This is a genomic window from Rhizobium sp. BR 317 (assembly GCF_047445835.1).
GTDB classification, from domain to species: domain Bacteria; phylum Pseudomonadota; class Alphaproteobacteria; order Rhizobiales; family Rhizobiaceae; genus Rhizobium; species Rhizobium paranaense.
Genome location: NZ_JARWLB010000001.1, coordinates 34,879 through 50,688, shown reverse-complemented (window position 1 = coordinate 50,688; position 15,810 = coordinate 34,879). Strand labels below are relative to the sequence as shown.

At 60.1% G+C, this 15,810-nt stretch carries 17 protein-coding genes; 8 read left to right on the top strand and 9 right to left on the bottom strand.

Annotated features, from left to right (window positions below):
- Positions 1-106 precede the first annotated feature (106 nt).
- From QD357_RS00260 to QD357_RS00250, 3 genes are all read left to right on the top strand, one after another.
- Positions 107-1,456, top strand: coding sequence for a M23 family metallopeptidase (locus tag QD357_RS00260; protein ID WP_107108176.1), 1,350 nt, complete (start codon positions 107-109; stop codon positions 1,454-1,456).
- A gap of 183 nt (positions 1,457-1,639) precedes the next feature.
- Positions 1,640-3,157, top strand: coding sequence for a DEAD/DEAH box helicase (locus tag QD357_RS00255; protein WP_107108177.1), 1,518 nt, complete (start codon positions 1,640-1,642; stop codon positions 3,155-3,157).
- Positions 3,158-3,171: 14 nt separating this feature from the next.
- The gene (locus tag QD357_RS00250; protein WP_107108178.1) at positions 3,172-3,594 is read left to right on the top strand and encodes an NUDIX domain-containing protein; all 423 of its coding nucleotides are present in this window, start codon (positions 3,172-3,174) and stop codon (positions 3,592-3,594) included.
- Positions 3,595-3,597: 3 nt separating this feature from the next.
- Here the strand turns inward: QD357_RS00250 and QD357_RS00245 are convergent, their stop codons facing one another.
- The 7 genes from QD357_RS00245 to QD357_RS00215 all read right to left on the bottom strand — a co-directional run bounded on the left by QD357_RS00245 (position 3,598) and on the right by QD357_RS00215 (position 9,425).
- Positions 3,598-3,918 (bottom strand): TfoX/Sxy family protein, encoded by a 321-nt coding sequence (locus QD357_RS00245; protein ID WP_107108179.1) that lies wholly within the window; start codon positions 3,916-3,918, stop codon positions 3,598-3,600.
- Between the two features lie 3 nt (positions 3,919-3,921).
- On the bottom strand, positions 3,922-5,556 hold the full coding sequence (locus QD357_RS00240; RefSeq protein ID WP_107108180.1) for an NTP transferase domain-containing protein: 1,635 nt from the start codon (positions 5,554-5,556) through the stop codon (positions 3,922-3,924).
- Positions 5,553-6,260, bottom strand: coding sequence for an XdhC family protein (locus QD357_RS00235; protein WP_107108181.1), 708 nt, complete (start codon positions 6,258-6,260; stop codon positions 5,553-5,555). Before QD357_RS00235 ends, QD357_RS00240 begins: the two co-directional genes overlap by 4 nt.
- Positions 6,260-6,589, bottom strand: a complete 330-nt coding sequence (locus tag QD357_RS00230; protein WP_107108182.1) for an XdhC family protein — start codon at positions 6,587-6,589, stop codon at positions 6,260-6,262. Before QD357_RS00230 ends, QD357_RS00235 begins: the two co-directional genes overlap by 1 nt.
- 7 nt (positions 6,590-6,596) lie before the next feature.
- Positions 6,597-7,844, bottom strand: coding sequence for a vWA domain-containing protein (locus tag QD357_RS00225; protein WP_107108183.1), 1,248 nt, complete (start codon positions 7,842-7,844; stop codon positions 6,597-6,599).
- Between the two features lie 6 nt (positions 7,845-7,850).
- Positions 7,851-8,783, bottom strand: coding sequence for an AAA family ATPase (locus tag QD357_RS00220; RefSeq protein WP_414123928.1), 933 nt, complete (start codon positions 8,781-8,783; stop codon positions 7,851-7,853).
- A gap of 123 nt (positions 8,784-8,906) precedes the next feature.
- A complete protein-coding gene (locus QD357_RS00215) occupies positions 8,907-9,425 on the bottom strand; it encodes a flavin reductase (RefSeq protein ID WP_181316059.1) in 519 nt (172 codons plus the stop codon).
- 144 nt (positions 9,426-9,569) lie between these two features.
- Here QD357_RS00215 and QD357_RS00210 point away from each other — a divergent pair, with 144 nt between their 5' ends.
- The 4 genes from QD357_RS00210 to purB all read left to right on the top strand — a co-directional run bounded on the left by QD357_RS00210 (position 9,570) and on the right by purB (position 13,357).
- A complete protein-coding gene (locus QD357_RS00210) occupies positions 9,570-10,652 on the top strand; it encodes a branched-chain amino acid ABC transporter substrate-binding protein (RefSeq protein ID WP_107108524.1) in 1,083 nt (360 codons plus the stop codon).
- A 93-nt stretch (positions 10,653-10,745) separates the two neighbouring features.
- A complete protein-coding gene (gene rpe, locus QD357_RS00205) occupies positions 10,746-11,432 on the top strand; it encodes a ribulose-phosphate 3-epimerase (RefSeq protein WP_107108185.1) in 687 nt (228 codons plus the stop codon).
- An 88-nt stretch (positions 11,433-11,520) separates the two neighbouring features.
- A complete protein-coding gene (locus QD357_RS00200; RefSeq protein ID WP_245407474.1) occupies positions 11,521-11,940 on the top strand; it encodes a hypothetical protein in 420 nt (139 codons plus the stop codon).
- Positions 11,941-12,055: 115 nt separating this feature from the next.
- Positions 12,056-13,357, top strand: a complete 1,302-nt coding sequence (gene purB, locus QD357_RS00195; RefSeq protein WP_107108186.1) for an adenylosuccinate lyase — start codon at positions 12,056-12,058, stop codon at positions 13,355-13,357.
- Position 13,358: 1 nt separating this feature from the next.
- On the opposite strand, the gene QD357_RS00190 is transcribed toward purB, so the two are convergent.
- Both QD357_RS00190 and QD357_RS00185 read right to left on the bottom strand, forming a co-directional pair.
- Positions 13,359-13,832 carry a low affinity iron permease family protein gene (locus tag QD357_RS00190; protein WP_107108526.1) on the bottom strand — a complete coding sequence of 158 codons (474 nt, stop codon included), beginning with the start codon at positions 13,830-13,832 and terminating at the stop codon, positions 13,359-13,361.
- Between the two features lie 179 nt (positions 13,833-14,011).
- Positions 14,012-14,818: a DUF2189 domain-containing protein gene (locus QD357_RS00185; protein WP_107108187.1), complete on the bottom strand. Its 807-nt coding sequence runs from the start codon at positions 14,816-14,818 to the stop codon at positions 14,012-14,014.
- Positions 14,819-14,994: 176 nt separating this feature from the next.
- Between QD357_RS00185 and QD357_RS00180 the strand changes: the two genes are divergently transcribed.
- On the top strand, positions 14,995-15,549 hold the full coding sequence (locus tag QD357_RS00180; protein ID WP_107108188.1) for an RBBP9/YdeN family alpha/beta hydrolase: 555 nt from the start codon (positions 14,995-14,997) through the stop codon (positions 15,547-15,549).
- Positions 15,550-15,810: the final 261 nt, after the last annotated feature.

Below are 15,810 nucleotides of genomic sequence, written 5' to 3'. Positions count from 1 at the left end.
TATAAGAGTTTTTTTGTTTTCTAGGGGTGGGGCAGAAAGCAATCGTTAACCATAATTCCGTGTAGTCATCAGTGGATGCCGATGCGCATCGATTGGGAGATTCTCGGTGACCGCCAAGCCTCAGAACCGGGTTTTCGGCAAGCAGAAACGGCAGCACACGATAATCGTGGCGAGCGGCGATACCGTGCGCCACATGACTGTACGCCCATGGATGGCGGCGCTCGTCGTCTGCCTCGTCGGCGTCTTTTCCATCGGCTATCTCCTCGCCACGTCCTATCTCGTACTGCGCGACGACCTGATCGGCGCCACCATGGCCCGGCAGGCGCGCATGCAATACGACTATGAGGATCGCATTGCGGCTCTGCGCGCCCAGGTCGATCGCGTCACGTCCCGTCAACTCCTCGACCAGCAGGTCGTCGAGGAAAAGGTCGACAAGCTGATGGAGCAGCAGCAGGCCCTTTCATCGCGCCATGGCAAGCTCGACGCGCTGCTCGACCGCGCCGAGAGTTCCGGCCTGATGAACAAGGATGCACCCGCAAGTGCAAATGCGGCGGCAGCCAAAGGCGATCACGCGGAACTGACGGGAGGGCTCAAGTCGATCGAGAGGCTTCTGTCGAGCGGCAAGCCCGCCGATGCGACCCCCGACAATTCCACCCTCGCCTATGTTCCTGCCCCTGAAACCGTTGCTGATCGTGCCGACCGGGTATTTTCCAAGGTGACATTGTCGCTGAAACATATCGAACAGGATCAATTGAGCCGCGTAAGGCATCTGACCTCCGGCGCTTCGGAAACTGCCGATCAGATCCAGTCGATCATGCAGAATGTTGGCGTCAAGGTTCCGACCGTGATGGCCAGCGCTGCAAGCAAGGATGACGGCGCCGCAAATGATGACGGGGGCGTCGGCGGCCCTTATGTCGCACCGGAAAACGTCGATCAATTCGATCAGTCCATGGCTGATCTCGATAGCGCGTTGACGCGCCTCGAGACCGTGCGCGGCGCAGCCGAAGGCCTGCCCTTCCGCAATCCTGCACCGGGCAAACTGATCACAAGCCCCTTCGGCAATCGCAAGGATCCCTTCTTCGGTAAGCTGGCGCTGCACACCGGCACTGATTTCCATTTCAGCCCCGGGGAAAAGGTCAAAGCCACCGCGCCGGGCAAGGTCATCTCCGCCGGATGGACAGGCGGTTATGGCAACATGGTCGAGATCGACCACGGCGATGGCATCTCGACGCGTTACGGCCATATGGAAGAAATACTGGTCAAGATCGGAGACACGGTCAAAACCGGCGACGCCCTCGGTCTTGCCGGCAGCACGGGACGTTCGACGGGGACGCATCTACATTACGAAGTGCGCGAAAACGGCCGTCCGATCGACCCGATGTATTTCATCAATGCAGGTATGAAGCTCGCAAGTTATATCAACGGACTAGGCACAATTTCACCGCGAGAATTGTGACAAACGAGCAACAAAAGTGGCGCTAATCTAAAAATTGCGTTATCTATTGCTCTGAAGCTCTCAGAAGCACCCGCTTTCCTTGACTTCGCGGGTGTTTGGTTCTATGTCGCGCTGCATTGCGGCATGCTAGGGCATGTCGACTCACGAGTGTTCGACCGAACCGGAACGGAAATAGTTTTCCCTTTGACAACATTTGCTGACCTTGGCCTGAGCCAAAAAGTCCTATCCGCGGTAACTGACGCGGGCTACACCACACCGACTCCGATCCAAGCCGGCGCAATTCCATTTGCGCTGCAGCGTCGCGATATCTGCGGGATCGCCCAGACGGGTACCGGCAAGACTGCCTCCTTCGTTCTGCCGATGCTGACGCTTCTCGAAAAGGGTCGTGCCCGTGCGCGCATGCCGCGCACGCTGATCCTCGAGCCGACGCGCGAACTTGCCGCGCAGGTCGCGGAGAATTTCGAGAAATACGGCAAGAATCATCGCCTGAACATCGCACTGCTGATCGGCGGCGTTTCTTTCGAAGATCAGGACCGCAAGCTGGAGCGTGGCGCCGATGTGCTGATCTGCACGCCCGGCCGCCTGCTCGACCATTTCGAGCGCGGCAAGCTGTTGATGAGCGCCGTCGAAATCTTCGTCATCGACGAAGCCGACCGTATGCTCGACATGGGCTTCATCCCCGATATCGAGCGCATCGCCAAGCTCATTCCCTTCACGCGCCAGACGCTGTTCTTCTCGGCCACCATGCCCGGTGAAATCCAGAAGCTGGCCGACCGCTTCCTGCAGAATCCGGAACGTGTCGAAGTCGCCAAGCCCGCTTCGACGGCAAAGACCGTCACGCAGCGTTTCGTTGCCTCGCATGGCAAGGATTACGAGAAGCGCGCCACGTTGCGCGACCTCATCCGCTCCCAGACCGATTTGAAGAACGCCATCATCTTCTGCAACCGCAAAAAAGACGTTGCCGATCTCTTCCGTTCGCTGGAACGCCATGGCTTCTCGGTCGGCGCATTGCACGGCGATATGGATCAGCGCTCGCGCACGACCATGCTGCAGAACTTCCGTGACGGCAATATCCAGCTTCTCGTCGCTTCCGATGTTGCGGCGCGCGGTCTCGATCTTCCCGATGTCGGCCACGTCTTCAATTTCGATGTTCCGATCCATTCGGAAGATTATGTCCACCGCATCGGCCGCACCGGCCGTGCCGGTCGCTCGGGTTCCGCCTTCACCATCGTGACGAAGCGCGATACCAAGCATGCCGATGCGATCGAAAAGCTGATCGGCGAAGAGGTCGAATGGCTGAATGGCGACCTGTCGTCCTTGCCGCCGGTCGAAGAAAGCCGGGATGACGATCGTTCTTCCCGTCGCCGGGATTCCAAGGGCAGAGGCCGCGACCGTGATCGCAGCCGCGGAGGCCGGAGTGCCTCGAGTCATAAATCTGATATCGACGTCGAGGATAATGGCGTCGAAGTGATCGAAGCAGCACCAGCAAAGGCAGAAAGCGTGAGAAACGAGCGCAAGTCTGAGAACAATAACAAGTCCCACAACGGTTCTCGTAACAATCACCGTCCCTTCCCTGCTGCCAATGACGACAACCGCGAGCGCCGCAATCGCTACCGCGATCAGGACGACGGTCCGACCCCGGTCGGCTTCGGCGACGATATCCCGGCCTTCATGCTGATCGTTGCCAACGCCAAGGGCTGATAGGCCCGCAGCGCGTGGGAAAACCCGGCATCGATTTCCCAGGATTAGGAACCGGTCTCGCAATTTTGCGAGACGGAAAACTGTTGCTTTACAGGCGCCTCAAGGCGCCGGAAGCCGGCTTCTGGAGCATCGTGGGCGGCAAGGTCGACCACATGGAGCCGGCCGCGAATGCCGCTATTCGTGAGGCGGAAGAAGAAAGCGGTCTTTCCATCGGCAAGATAGATTATCTCTGCACCGAGGAAGTCATCATTGAGGCCGACCGCCAGCACTGGATCTCGCTGATCTATGTCTGCAGGGATTTTTCAGGCGAACCGCGCCTGATGGAGCCGGACAAGCTCTCCGATTTCGGCTGGTTCGGCCGTGACGAGCTGCCGACTCAACTTTCCGACTTTGCCAAAGCAACCATCGCCCATCTGAGCGAAGAAGACTTCCGCTGACGTCTATTTATCCGCCCGCACCGCGGCCTCGTAAGCGAGCCTCACCCAGCGGGCCATGATATCCGGATCGTCGAAAGCATCGTCCGGGATCGACCAGTAGGGCATGTTGACGGGTTTGCCTTTCTTCCCCTCATAGGCCCAGCGCCGGGCACCCGCCGCTTCGAATTCCCGGGCGCTGACGTCATCGGCCTTCAGCAGCATCTCGTCGCTCACTTCGACAGCGACGATACGACCCATGTGATAGACGCCCTTGCCGCCGAACATGCGCTTGATCGTCACCGGGCCGAGCGCCTGGAACATCTCTTCGATCTCAATATTGTCCATACCCTACCCCTTCAAAATACCGCCAGCGGCTAATACGGCTTCGGGCGTATCCACATCAAGATGGGCTGCATCGCCGATGTCGGCATCGATGATGGGAAGCCCAGCAGTTTCGATGATATGCCGGGCACCGACATCGCCCTCGAGCCGCATCACGGCGTCGAAGACGGCGCGCGGCAGGATGACAGGATTGCCGCGTTTACCGCGCGACACGGCACGAACGATCGCCTGGCCGTTCGCCTTGCGGAAGGCCGCAATCAGCGTCTTCAGGTCGCCACTGGTGACACCCGGCATGTCGGCCAGCATAACCAGCACGCCGTCAGCCCGTTGCGCCGCTGGGGTGCTGATGCCTGCAACCAACGAGCTTGCCATGCCAGAGGCATAGTCCGGATTGTGCACACGCTCTACGGCTAGGCCGGCTAGCGCTTGTTCGATGTCCTCGCGGCGATGGCCGGTGACGGCAACGACGGCGGAGGCTCCGCTTGCCAGGGCCGTTATGGCCGAGCGACGCACCAGAGGTATGCCGTCAAATTCCGCCAACAGCTTGTGCGGCCCGCCCTCGCCCATGCGGCGCGCCTTGCCGGCGGCAAGAAGCACGATGGCGACGGAGATCTGTGCTTGCGGTTTGACGGCGATATCGCGCGGTCTTGGCCGCGACTGAATTTCCATGAGAAGCCCTCCGACACCCATGCCGCTGATCTCCTGCGGCGTCGGCTTCTCGCCGGCAAGGATGCGATCGAGCACCCAGTCGAAACCATTTTCCTTCGGGCTGCGGGCGCAGCCGGGTGCGCCCACGACATAAACATCGCCGACGCTGCCGAGCACCAGCAGATTGCCGGGATCGACCGGCATTCCGACCTGGATCACTTGGCCACCCGCAAGCCGGATCGCCTCGGGGATAACGTCACCGGCGTCGATGACGGCGGATGCACCGAAGACGATGACGAGCTTCGACGATTGATCCGCCGCCTGCAGCGCCTTACCGATCGCTTCCGCGACCGCTGGCGCGCGATGGGCCACTCGCTCTTCCCTCTCCAGGGTGCTGCCGGCAAGCTGTAGCCGTTGTGAAAGGATACGCGTCGTCTTGTCCATCACGGAGGTCTTCAGCGACGGCAATTCGGTTGCGACCAGCGACACCGCATGCGGCCTGAATGGCTTCACCTCGAAGACGGTCGTCTGCTGCAGGATGTCGACGCCTGCGGCAACCTTCTCACCTGAAACCGCCAGCGGAATGATCTTGAAGGTCGCGACCATATCGCCACGACGCACCGGCACATGATCGGCAAGACAGGCAAGCGTGATAGCCGGATCGACACTGTTCAGCCGGTCGACGGCGGCGCGGTTCGCAACGAACAGGCCATCGACCGCGCTATGGACATTGACACGCCCCGTCGCCGCTTCGGAAAACGTCAGATGATCCGGAGCGATCGCCCGCGCCAAACGCGTCGCGGCCTCATTTTCCATAAGATCGTCAGGTTCGACTTTGGCGGCGGTGACATGGGCGATATTGGCCGCAACGAGGCGATCGAGATCGGCGCGGTCAAGCACATGCCCCTTGGCAAGGCTGCCATCGGACAATCGGATGGAATGCGCAAGCACGGCGCCTTCGGCTTCCGCTGTGGCAAAATCACCGAATTTCATCGCTTGTCACCCTTCGGTGACGAGACGTCACGGCCGCGCAGCGCGGCGATGATCTCGGCCAGAATGGCGACGGCGATTTCCACTGGGCTCGATGCGCCGATGGGAAGGCCGATAGGAGCATGAATCCGGGCAAGGTCGGCCTCCGTCAAACCCTCGCGCTTCAGTCGTTCCACGCGACTCGCATGTGTCTTACGACTGCCGAGCGCCCCGACATAGAAACAGCCGACCTTTAGCGCCTCGGCAATTGGGAAATCATCGATCTTCGGATCGTGGGTGACTGCAACCAACGCCGTATAGGCATCGAGCGGCTGCTCCTTCAAAACATCCACCGGCCAGTCGGCAATGAGATCGGCGCCATCGAAACGCTCAGGCGTCGCAAAAGCAGTGCGGGGATCGATGATGCGGATGTCAAAGCCTGCAAGCTCGGCCATACCAACCAAAACCTGGCTGATATGTACGGCGCCGATGACGACGATTTGCGGCGGCGGCAGGTGAACATTGAGGAAGAGGCTTTGTCCTCCGATCTCTACCGCCGAGGACTTTCCCGAGCGGAAGGCGGACGCGACGGCGTCGGCAAACGGACCGTCGACGACATCACCCTCGACGATCAGCCGATCCTGCCCGCCGGAGAGATCGGTCGCCAGGATCACCGCTTGCCGCGCCCGCCGCAGCCTGTTCAATTTCGTCAGTACCTGACGGTCCATCAGACAAGCCTCTCGACATAGACGCGAATTCGGCCGCCACAGGACAGGCCGACGCGCCAGGCGGTTTCATCCGCAACGCCGAACTCCAACATGCGGGCCTTGCCGCTTTCGATCACGTCCAGCGCCTCGGTGATGACGGCGCCCTCCACGCAGCCACCGGAGACCGAACCGTGAAAATTGCCTTCGCTGTCGATGACAAGATGGCTGCCGGTCGGGCGCGGCGCAGAACCCCAGGTATCGACGACAGTCGCCACTGCTACGTTGCGGCCAGCGGCAGCCCATTCCTCCGCAATGACAAGCGGGTCCAGGCTTTCGGGTGCATGTGTCATGGGTGCCTCACAGCTTGGCGAGAAAACGGCGTGGATCATAGGCGCCGGCGCGACCTACGCTCAGGGCCGATACGAGATCGGCCAGAGATAATAGATTGTGAACCGGACGGAATTCGTCAACATGCGGCAGCATGGCGCGAACGCCGCGGGCACGGGGTTCGAAGCCTTCGAAGCGCAAGAGCGGATTGAGCCAGATCAGCCGCCTGCAGGAGCGGTGTAGCCTGTCCATTTCGCTTTGCAGAAGCTCCACACCCTCCCGCTCCAATCCATCGGTGATGAGTAGCACGATCGCGCCCTGCCCCAGCACCCGCCGCGCCCAGAGCCGATTGAATTCCTTCAGCGTCTCGCCGATCCGTGTGCCGCCCGACCAGTCGCGGACGGCGGCAGCGCATTCGTCGAGCGCCTCATCCGGGTCCTTGTGACGCATCTGGCGGGTAACGTTGGTGAGCCGCGTGCCAAATAGAAAGGTATGCACCCGCCGCCGCTTCTCGGTGAGTACATGCAGGAAATGCAGGAAGATGCGGGTATATTGGCTCATGGAGCCGGAAATGTCGGCGAGCACCACCAAGGGCGGTTGCATTTCCTTCGGCTCGCGATAGCGCGGCAGGATCAGCGTGCCGCCGGTGCGAAGCGCGCTCCGCATGGTCGCGCGCGGATCGACCTTGGACGAGGAGTGCGACGGCACGAAACGGCGGGTACGGACGCTGTCGAGTGGCAATTCCAACTTCGCCAGTTCTTTCTTCGCAGCGGCAATTTCCGCAGCCGACATCTGGGCGAAATCCATGCGGCGCAGGAGTTCGTTACCCGATGTCGTGAAGCGGGCATCGATCTCGATATCCGGCATCTCGCGCTGTGGCCGGCGGTCTTCGCGGTCACCAAGCAGGGCGTCGCTGGCGCGGAGTTCGGCAGGCTTCGGCTTTTCCGTCTCGCGATTATCGGGCGCGACCGGCGACATCATCGCAATCATCTTTTGCACGAGATCGCGCGAGCGCCAGAACAGCCGGAATGCCTCGTCGAAAAGCGCAAGGTCCTCATGCCGTTTGACGAAGACGGAAGACAATGCCGCATGAAACTCGTCGCGCGAGCCGATGCCTATGGTTTCGACGGCTTCGATGGCGTCGGCGATGGTCGCCGGCCCGATCTTCAGGCCGGCCTTGCGTAAGGCACGAGCGAAGAAGACGATATTATCGGCCAGACGCCCGTCACCGGGCGGTGACGGCGGCGCTGCGATACCGTCTTGCATTGCCGGCCCCATGGTCGCTCATCCTGTCGCCAGCAGTTCGGATTTGACCTCGTCCAGCACCCGCTTGCCCTCGCCGCCCTGGATGCGGGCGATGTCGTCCTGGTATTTCAGCAGGGTGCCGAGCGTATCGGAAATCGTCTCGGGATCGAGCGCCAGCCGGTCGAGCTCGGTCAGCGCCGTCGCCCAATCGATGGTTTCGGCGACGCCGGGGTTTTTGAAGAGGTCGAGTGTGCGCAGCTTCTGCACATAGGCGACGATCTGGCGCGACAGCGCGTCGTTGCAGCCGGGCACCTTGCGGCGGATGATATCGAGCTCCTGCTCTGCTTCGGGGTAGTCGACCCAATGGTAGAGGCAGCGTCGCTTCAGAGCGTCGTGCACCTCTCGGGTGCGGTTGGTAGTGATGATGACGATGGGCGGTTCGGCGGCGCGGATGGTCCCGAGTTCGGGAACGGTCACCTGGAAATCGGAGAGCACTTCAAGCAGGAAAGCTTCGAACGCTTCATCGGTGCGGTCCAGCTCGTCGATCAGGAATACCGGCGCACGTCCTCCCATGCTCGACAGTGCTTGCAGCACGGGCCGGCGGATGAGATAGCGCTCTGAAAAGATATCGGCCTCGATCCGGTCGCGATCGGTGAGTCCGGACGCCTCGGCAAGGCGGATTTCCAGCATCTGTGCCGGATAGTTCCATTCATAGACGGCGGAGGAAATGTCGAGGCCTTCATAACATTGCAGGCGGATCAGCGGCCGGTCGAGCGCCTTCGACAGCACCTTGGCGATCTCGGTCTTGCCGACACCGGCCTCGCCTTCGAGAAACAGCGGCCGTTTCATTTTCAGTGCCAGAAACAACACCGTGCCCAGCGCACGCCCCGCGAGATAGTCGTGCGCGCCGAGCAAGGCTATTGTGTCGTCGATTGAACCCGGCAGCGAAGGTGCGTGATGATGATCAGGCATACTCTCTCCCATTACTACGCTGCGCGTCCCATCGGACGCTCTGATGACGCAGTAACACTTCAAACCGGCACATAGTCCCTCCCTTGGATCGATTCAGATCCAAGGGGTTGTGCTCTCAGGAGGTTATAACGTGTGATAGTCCCGGTTCATATAGAGCAGCGCCGGCTTTGTTTCATCGAAATGCACGGCCACGACTTCGCCGAAGATGATGTTATGCGTCGAAGCCCGCTTGATTTCGATGACGCGGCAATCGAAAGCCGCCAGCGCGTCGGCGAGCACCGGGGCGCCGGTCACCAGCGTATCGAACTTGCCCGTCGCGAAACGCTCGTCGGTGGTCAGGTTCGTCTTGCCGGAAAAGGCGTCGGCGAGCGCCTGGTGGTGGGCGCCCAGCGCGTTCAGGGCGAAGATGCCGCTTTTGAAGAAGATCTCGTTCTTCGCATTGTTGTTGTTCAGGCAGATCAGGATCGTGGCGGGATTGTCCGAAACCGAGCAGGCGGCCGTGATCGTCACCCCGCGCCGTTCATTGCCAAGCGCCGTGGTCACTAGCTGCACATGCCCCGCATAGCGGCTCATGGCGTCGCGATAGAGCACCGGATCCATACGCTGCTTGTCTAGCACGATTGCTTCCCTCGTTTTCGTCATTTCTCGTTTTCATTCAATATGGCGGGCACACGTTAGCTTTTCTACAATAGGATTATTGAAATCAACGAGATTTCGCTGCTTTTTCTTTGACGGCGACCTTCAGGCGGATAAAAGGGCAGGAGAATTGTCCAGGATACCATGTCGATGAACGTTCTGCGTCGCACACCGCTTCTGATTTCGCTGCTTCTGGCGGCAAGCAGCGGCTATGCCGCAGGTATCAATATCGGCATTGTCGCGCCGCAGGACGGGAACTTTGCATCCCTCGGCGCCCAGATCACCACAGGCGCCAATTTTCAACTGCAGGCACAGCAGGATTCCGCCACAGTCGTCAACGAACCCTGCACGGAGGATGGCGGCAGGGCGGCGGCCGAGTCATTGATCACCGCCAAGGCCCAGGTCGCAATCGGCTTTCTCTGCAGCGAGACGCTGGCAGGCGCGCTGCCACGACTGAAGGAAGCCGGCATTCCCGTCATTACCGTTTCCGTCCGCTCCCATATCGTGATGGAAGACGCGTTGAAGAACGGTTGGCAGCTTTTTCGTCTCGCTCCGGTTGACAGCGCCGAGGCTGCCCTGGCGGCCGACGTCATCCTGAAGAACTGGGCGGCCGAGCCGATAGCGCTTATCGAAGACGGCACGATCCACGGCCGCGAACTGGTGGAAGCGGTGCGTAATGCGCTGGAGGAGAAAGGCTTGAAGCCGGTCTTCACCGACACCTTTCGCCCCGGGCAGGACCAGCAGATCGCCCTTGTCCGCCGGCTGAAGAAGGCTGGCGTCACCCGTGCTTTCATCGGCGGCGATCGCAGCGACGTCGCGGTCATTGCCCGCGATGCGCACAACGAGAACATTCCCTTGACGCTGATGGGCGGTGACGCGATGCGCGCCGCCAACCAGCCGGTGCCTCTGGCAGACGGCGTACAGGCCATCGCCCTCCCCGATTTCGCCAGCCTACCCGCTGCCCAAGCGACCGCGCAGGCGATGCGCTCCAAAGGTATCGAACCGGATGGTTATATTCTGCCGGCCGCCGCGGCCGTGCTGATTGCCAACCAGGCTGCGGAAAGTGCCAAGGCGGAAAACAAGCCGATTGCCGACAAGCTGATCGGTACGACATTTCAGACGCCGATCGGCCCCGTCACCTTCGGTCAGCATCACGAATTGATGGAGAATCCTTATCGGCTGCTGGAATGGCGCGGCAGCGCCTTCGTGCCGGTGACATCGCCGTCGAACTGATATGGTCCGTGCAAGGCTGGCGGACTAGGTTGTTTGCCTGCCGAACCGGTGATAAGCCAAGCGCGATAAAACCAGACGGAGTTCAGCCATCCCATGACATTGCCGATCCGCATTGCGCCCTCCATCCTCGCGGCCGATTTCGCCAAGCTCGGACAGGAAGTCAAAGATGTGACCGAAGCCGGGGCGGACTGGATCCATCTCGACGTCATGGACGGACATTTTGTGCCGAATATCTCCTTCGGCCCCGATGTCATCAAGTCGCTGCGTTCCTATACCAGCGCCACCTTCGACTGCCATTTGATGATCTCGCCCGCCGATCCCTATCTCGAAGCCTTCGCCAAGGCCGGCTGCGATCGCATTACGGTTCACGCCGAAGCCGGCGTGCATCTGCATCGTTCGCTGCAGACCGTTCGTCATCTCGGCAAGAAGGTCGGCGTCACCCTCAATCCGGCAACACCTTTGTCCGTTCTGGAAAACGTGCTGGATGACATCGACCTGATCCTGATCATGTCGGTCAATCCCGGCTTCGGCGGCCAAAAGTTCATTCCTGCCATGGCCGACAAGATTCGGAATGCCCGGTCGCTGATCGGGGACCGCCCGATCGAACTCGAGGTCGACGGCGGCGTCACCGTCGACACGGCTCCGATCGTCACCGCCGCCGGGGCCAATGTCCTCGTCGCCGGCTCGGCGATCTTCAAGGGCGGATCCGCCGAGGCCTATCGGCAGACGGTCTCCGACCTGCGCACTGCGGCAGAACGAGGCCGCGTTGGATCAAATTAATCCGGCCAGCGCTGTCGTGACCACCGGACGGCTGAGGGTAGCCTTTCCGTCCTATCGACAGCTTCTGCTCGGGGCGCCCTGCTGGGGCATGGCAATGGCGAGTTCAGCGCTATCGGTGCTCTATTTGCGCAACGGTCTACTGACGAGCCATCTGCCCGCGCTCATGGCGGTCTATTTCTTTGGCGGCACGCTCGCTTGGCCGTTTACGCTGCCGCTCGCGCGGCTGCTTGCGCACCGCCGGCCGCTCGAAACGCGCTTTGCTGCTTTCTTTCTGGCACTGTCGCTTGGCACCGTCGCCATGACCGCCTTTCTTTTCGCCATGGACTATCGCTGGTTCTATGCACGCTGGCATGCGCCTTTCGGCACGCTCATCTGGGCGTTTCAGTTTGTTTTCACCAGCGCCAGCGCCGTCTATCAGTTCGCCATCCTCGGCCTGGGCCTGTTTCTGCCGCTCGGCTTCATCTTCCTGGTGGTGGCGAGCCTTTATCTCGCCAGACATATGCGTTGAGTTGAAGTAAAGATTGATCCAGAAACATTGAGCCAGAAAACATTGAGATTACCTCCCGTCTTTGTTATGGGGGCGCCGAGGATACGTTTCCCCTTACCCAAGAAAGCTTGAGCCTATGATCCCGCGCTACTCCCGACCGGAAATGGTCGCCATCTGGTCGCCCGAAACCAAGTTCCGCATCTGGTTCGAGATCGAAGCCCATGCTTGCGACGCGCTGGCCGAACTCGGCGTCATTCCGAAATCCGCAGCCGAAACCATCTGGGAAAAAGGTGGCAAGGCGACCTTCGACGTCGCCCGCATCGACGAGATCGAAGCCGTCACCAAGCACGACGTCATCGCTTTCCTTACGCATCTCGCCGAAATCGTCGGTCCCGATGCCCGCTTTGTGCATCAGGGCATGACCTCTTCGGACGTTCTCGACACCTGCTTCAACGTTCAACTCGTCCGCGCCAGCGACCTGCTGCTCGCCGATATCGACAAGCTTCTGGAAGCCCTGAAGCGCCGTGCCTTCGAGCACAAGGATACCGTCACTATCGGCCGCTCGCATGGCATTCATGCCGAGCCGACCACCTTCGGCGTCAAGCTGGCGCTTGCCTATGCCGAGTTCGAGCGTTGCAAGCAGCGCCTGATCGCAGCTCGCGAGGAAGTCGCCACCTGCGCCATCTCCGGCGCCGTCGGCACTTTTGCCAATATCGATCCGCGCGTCGAGGAACATGTCGCGGCGGCTCTGGGCCTGAAGCCGGAGCCGGTGTCGACCCAGGTCATCCCGCGCGACCGTCACGCCATGTTCTTCGCAACGCTCGGCGTCGTCGCCTCCTCGATAGAGCGTCTCGCCACCGAGATCCGTCATTTGCAGCGTACCGAAGTGCTGGAGGCCGAGGAATATTTCTCTCCCGGCCAGAAGGGCTCGTCGGCCATGCCGCACAAGCGTAATCCGGTGCTGACCGAAAACCTGACCGGCCTTGCCCGCATGGTTCGCTCCTATGCCATGCCGGCGATGGAGAATGTGGCACTGTGGCATGAGCGCGATATTTCCCACTCTTCCGTCGAGCGCATGATCGGCCCCGATGCGACAGTGACGCTCGATTTCGCCCTGGCCCGCATGACCAGCGTCGTCGACAAGCTGCTCGTCTACCCGGACAATATGATGAAGAATCTGAACAAGTTCCGCGGACTTGTTCATTCTCAGCGTGTGCTGCTGGCGCTGACACAGGCAGGTGTTTCCCGCGAGGATTCCTATCGCCTCGTCCAGCGCAACGCCATGAAGGTTTGGGAACAGGGCAAGGACTTCCTCGAAGAATTGCTCGCCGACAAGGAGGTCCGCGCAGCGCTCTCGGAAGAAGACATCCGCGAAAAATTCGACTTGGGCTATCACACCAAGCACGTCGACACGATCTTCAAGCGCGTGTTTGGCTGATCTATTGTTGATCGAGATCTGACGAGGCGGCGCCGACGACGCGCCGCCTTTTCTGTTTCATGCTGGGATTCCCGTCAGCCTCATCCTCTTTGCTGGCGCCGCCCGGCCTCTCTCCATCGCGCTTGGCTGCCTTCGCCACCAGACGATCGAGATGTTTCAAATCTTCTTCGTCGAGATTTTCTATGCCGATGAAACGGTTCTCGGCAGCGCTGGTCAGGATGAGTTCGTTGAGCTTGGCTTGAATGGCGCGGGTGTCGCGCGTCTGCGAATTCTGCAGCAGGAAAACCATCAGAAAGGTAATGATGGTCGTGCCAGTATTGATGACCAGTTGCCAATTTTCGGAAAAATCGAAGATCGGTCCGGTGATACCCCAGACAACTACCGACATCAGAGCCAATATGAAGACGACCGGTTTTCCAGTCCACTCCGAAACAATGGCGGCAAAACGGGAGAAAATATGCTTGAGCCTTGCCATATGATCCGCATCTTCCGCCGGGTCGCATGTCCAAACGGACATGCAAATATCCAAGCCTCGTTTGCACGCCTCTCCCGAATTCGTTGAACCCGAAAGAGGCGTGCGAGTTGATGCGGATCAACGTTGCAAGGTCACGGGCGGTTCCATTTGATCTGACTGGAACCGCAACGCGGCTGAATTCAGCTTGGGCCGACCGGCATCACGAGTTTGCGATAGAGATGCCAGGTGGCATGTCCGAGAATGGGCATGACCACTGCAAGCCCCGCAAAGATCGGGATCGTACCGACGACAAGAAGCCCGGCCACGATCAGTCCCCAGATTGCCACCGGCACCGGGTTGATGAGCGTCGCACGAATGCTGGCATCGACCGCCGCTACGGCACCGACATCACGGTCGAGCAGCAGCGGGAAGGTAACGACGGTTGTCGCCAGCACAACGAGCGCAAAGACGAATCCGACGAGGTTGCCCCAGAACATCATGCTCATGCCCTGCTGCGTCGTCACCACGTTCGACACGAAGGACGAGAGCGTTGCAGGCACGCTATCGCCGAAATAGGCGGTATAGATGGTTTGTGCCACGACCAGCCACACGATGAAGAAGCCAAACAGCAGCAGGCCGACCACAATGATGGACGGCAATGCCGGAGAGAAACGGACATCGAAAGCATGCCGCCAGGACGTATCCAGCCCCTGCTCCCGCCGCCGGCTGATCTCATAAAGCCCGATCGCCGCCAGTGGTCCCAGCAGCGCGAAGCCGGACATCAGCGGAAACAGTAACGGCAGCAGATTCTCGCCGGAACTCCAGATCGCCAGAGCTATGCCCGCGATCGGATACATGAGACACAGGAATACGTAATGCGATGGTTTTTCGCTGAAGTCGTCCAGCCCCAGTTTCAGGGCATCGATGAGATCGGCAATGCCGATCTTGCGGATGGCCGGACGCGTAAAGGTGTGGTTTGCGCCAGCCATGACATGAAATGCCGTCATAGTATTCCTCCTCCTCATCAGCCTATATGAGTTTAGCTGGCGGCACGAAAACGTCGGGCAACTAGAGGCGCCGACATCATCATTCGCTACCGGCAGGCGGGATCCTAGCAAATTTTGCCGCAATTGTCGCCTTTTCCCTTGACACCTCGGCCTTCCTTTTCCACATCGGCGCCATCATGAAAGCCTCCGACGCAGATATCCTCATCATACCCGGATACACCAACTCCGGTCCGGACCACTGGCAGACGCGCTGGGAGCAGAAGCTCTCCACGGCGCGACGGGTGGAGCAGGCCGAATGGTCGAAGCCCGTGCGCGATGATTGGGTTGCCCGTATCGCCGAAGAAGTAAACGCCTCGACCCGGCCGGTCGTATTGGTGGCGCATTCGCTTGGCGTGCCCTCGGTGATCCACGCGATCCCGCATTTCCGCAACAAGGTGGCCGGCGCCTTCTTCGTTGCACCGCCCGACGTCGCCAATCCGAAGATCAGGCCGAAGCATCTGATGACGTTCGGTCCTTATCCGCGCAATCCCCTGCCTTTTCCGTCGATCACCATCGCCAGCCGCAACGATCCCTTCGGCAGCTATGAGCATGCCGACGATATTGCAGGTAGCTGGGGCTCGCTGTTGATCGACGCTGGCGAGGCCGGCCATATCAACGCCGATTCCGGTCATGGTCCCTGGCCGGAAGGCACGATGGTCTTTGCCAAGTTTCTCGGCCAGCTCAAGCCGTGATTGCCGCCAAGCCGTGGTATAGTGGCCCAAGCCATGCTCACTAGCCTGTGAAGTACAGGAGCGGCTTCATTCCATCGTCAAATAAAAGCCTGTAGAACATGTGAGAACAGGATCGCGATTCTCGCATTGGTATAGAACCAAAGCCGGAATTCCGAGGAAGGAGGCGCTGGCGGATTGTGAATTCGCTTCTTATCCGTTATGGGGACGCCCACAGATCGATCCACTTGCGCTATTTCAGAGCGCTAACGACAGAGAACATTA

Coding starts and splice junctions, on each gene's coding strand:
- QD357_RS00235 (WP_107108181.1), bottom strand. CDS start 6,260: ATGGACCGTCAGGTACTGACGAAATTGAACAGGCTGCGGCGGGCGCGG.
- QD357_RS00245 (WP_107108179.1), bottom strand. CDS start 3,918: ATGGACAATATTGAGATCGAAGAGATGTTCCAGGCGCTCGGCCCGGTG.
- QD357_RS00240 (WP_107108180.1), bottom strand. CDS start 5,556: ATGAAATTCGGTGATTTTGCCACAGCGGAAGCCGAAGGCGCCGTGCTT.
- QD357_RS00185 (WP_107108187.1), bottom strand. CDS start 14,818: ATGACGGCATTTCATGTCATGGCTGGCGCAAACCACACCTTTACGCGT.
- QD357_RS00225 (WP_107108183.1), bottom strand. CDS start 7,844: ATGGGGCCGGCAATGCAAGACGGTATCGCAGCGCCGCCGTCACCGCCC.
- QD357_RS00200 (WP_245407474.1), top strand. CDS start 11,521: ATGGCAATGGCGAGTTCAGCGCTATCGGTGCTCTATTTGCGCAACGGT.
- QD357_RS00190 (WP_107108526.1), bottom strand. CDS start 13,832: ATGGCAAGGCTCAAGCATATTTTCTCCCGTTTTGCCGCCATTGTTTCG.
- purB (WP_107108186.1), top strand. CDS start 12,056: ATGATCCCGCGCTACTCCCGACCGGAAATGGTCGCCATCTGGTCGCCC.
- rpe (WP_107108185.1), top strand. CDS start 10,746: ATGACATTGCCGATCCGCATTGCGCCCTCCATCCTCGCGGCCGATTTC.
- QD357_RS00180 (WP_107108188.1), top strand. CDS start 14,995: ATGAAAGCCTCCGACGCAGATATCCTCATCATACCCGGATACACCAAC.
- QD357_RS00210 (WP_107108524.1), top strand. CDS start 9,570: ATGAACGTTCTGCGTCGCACACCGCTTCTGATTTCGCTGCTTCTGGCG.
- QD357_RS00230 (WP_107108182.1), bottom strand. CDS start 6,589: ATGACACATGCACCCGAAAGCCTGGACCCGCTTGTCATTGCGGAGGAA.
- QD357_RS00220 (WP_414123928.1), bottom strand. CDS start 8,783: ATGCCTGATCATCATCACGCACCTTCGCTGCCGGGTTCAATCGACGAC.
- QD357_RS00215 (WP_181316059.1), bottom strand. CDS start 9,425: ATGACGAAAACGAGGGAAGCAATCGTGCTAGACAAGCAGCGTATGGAT.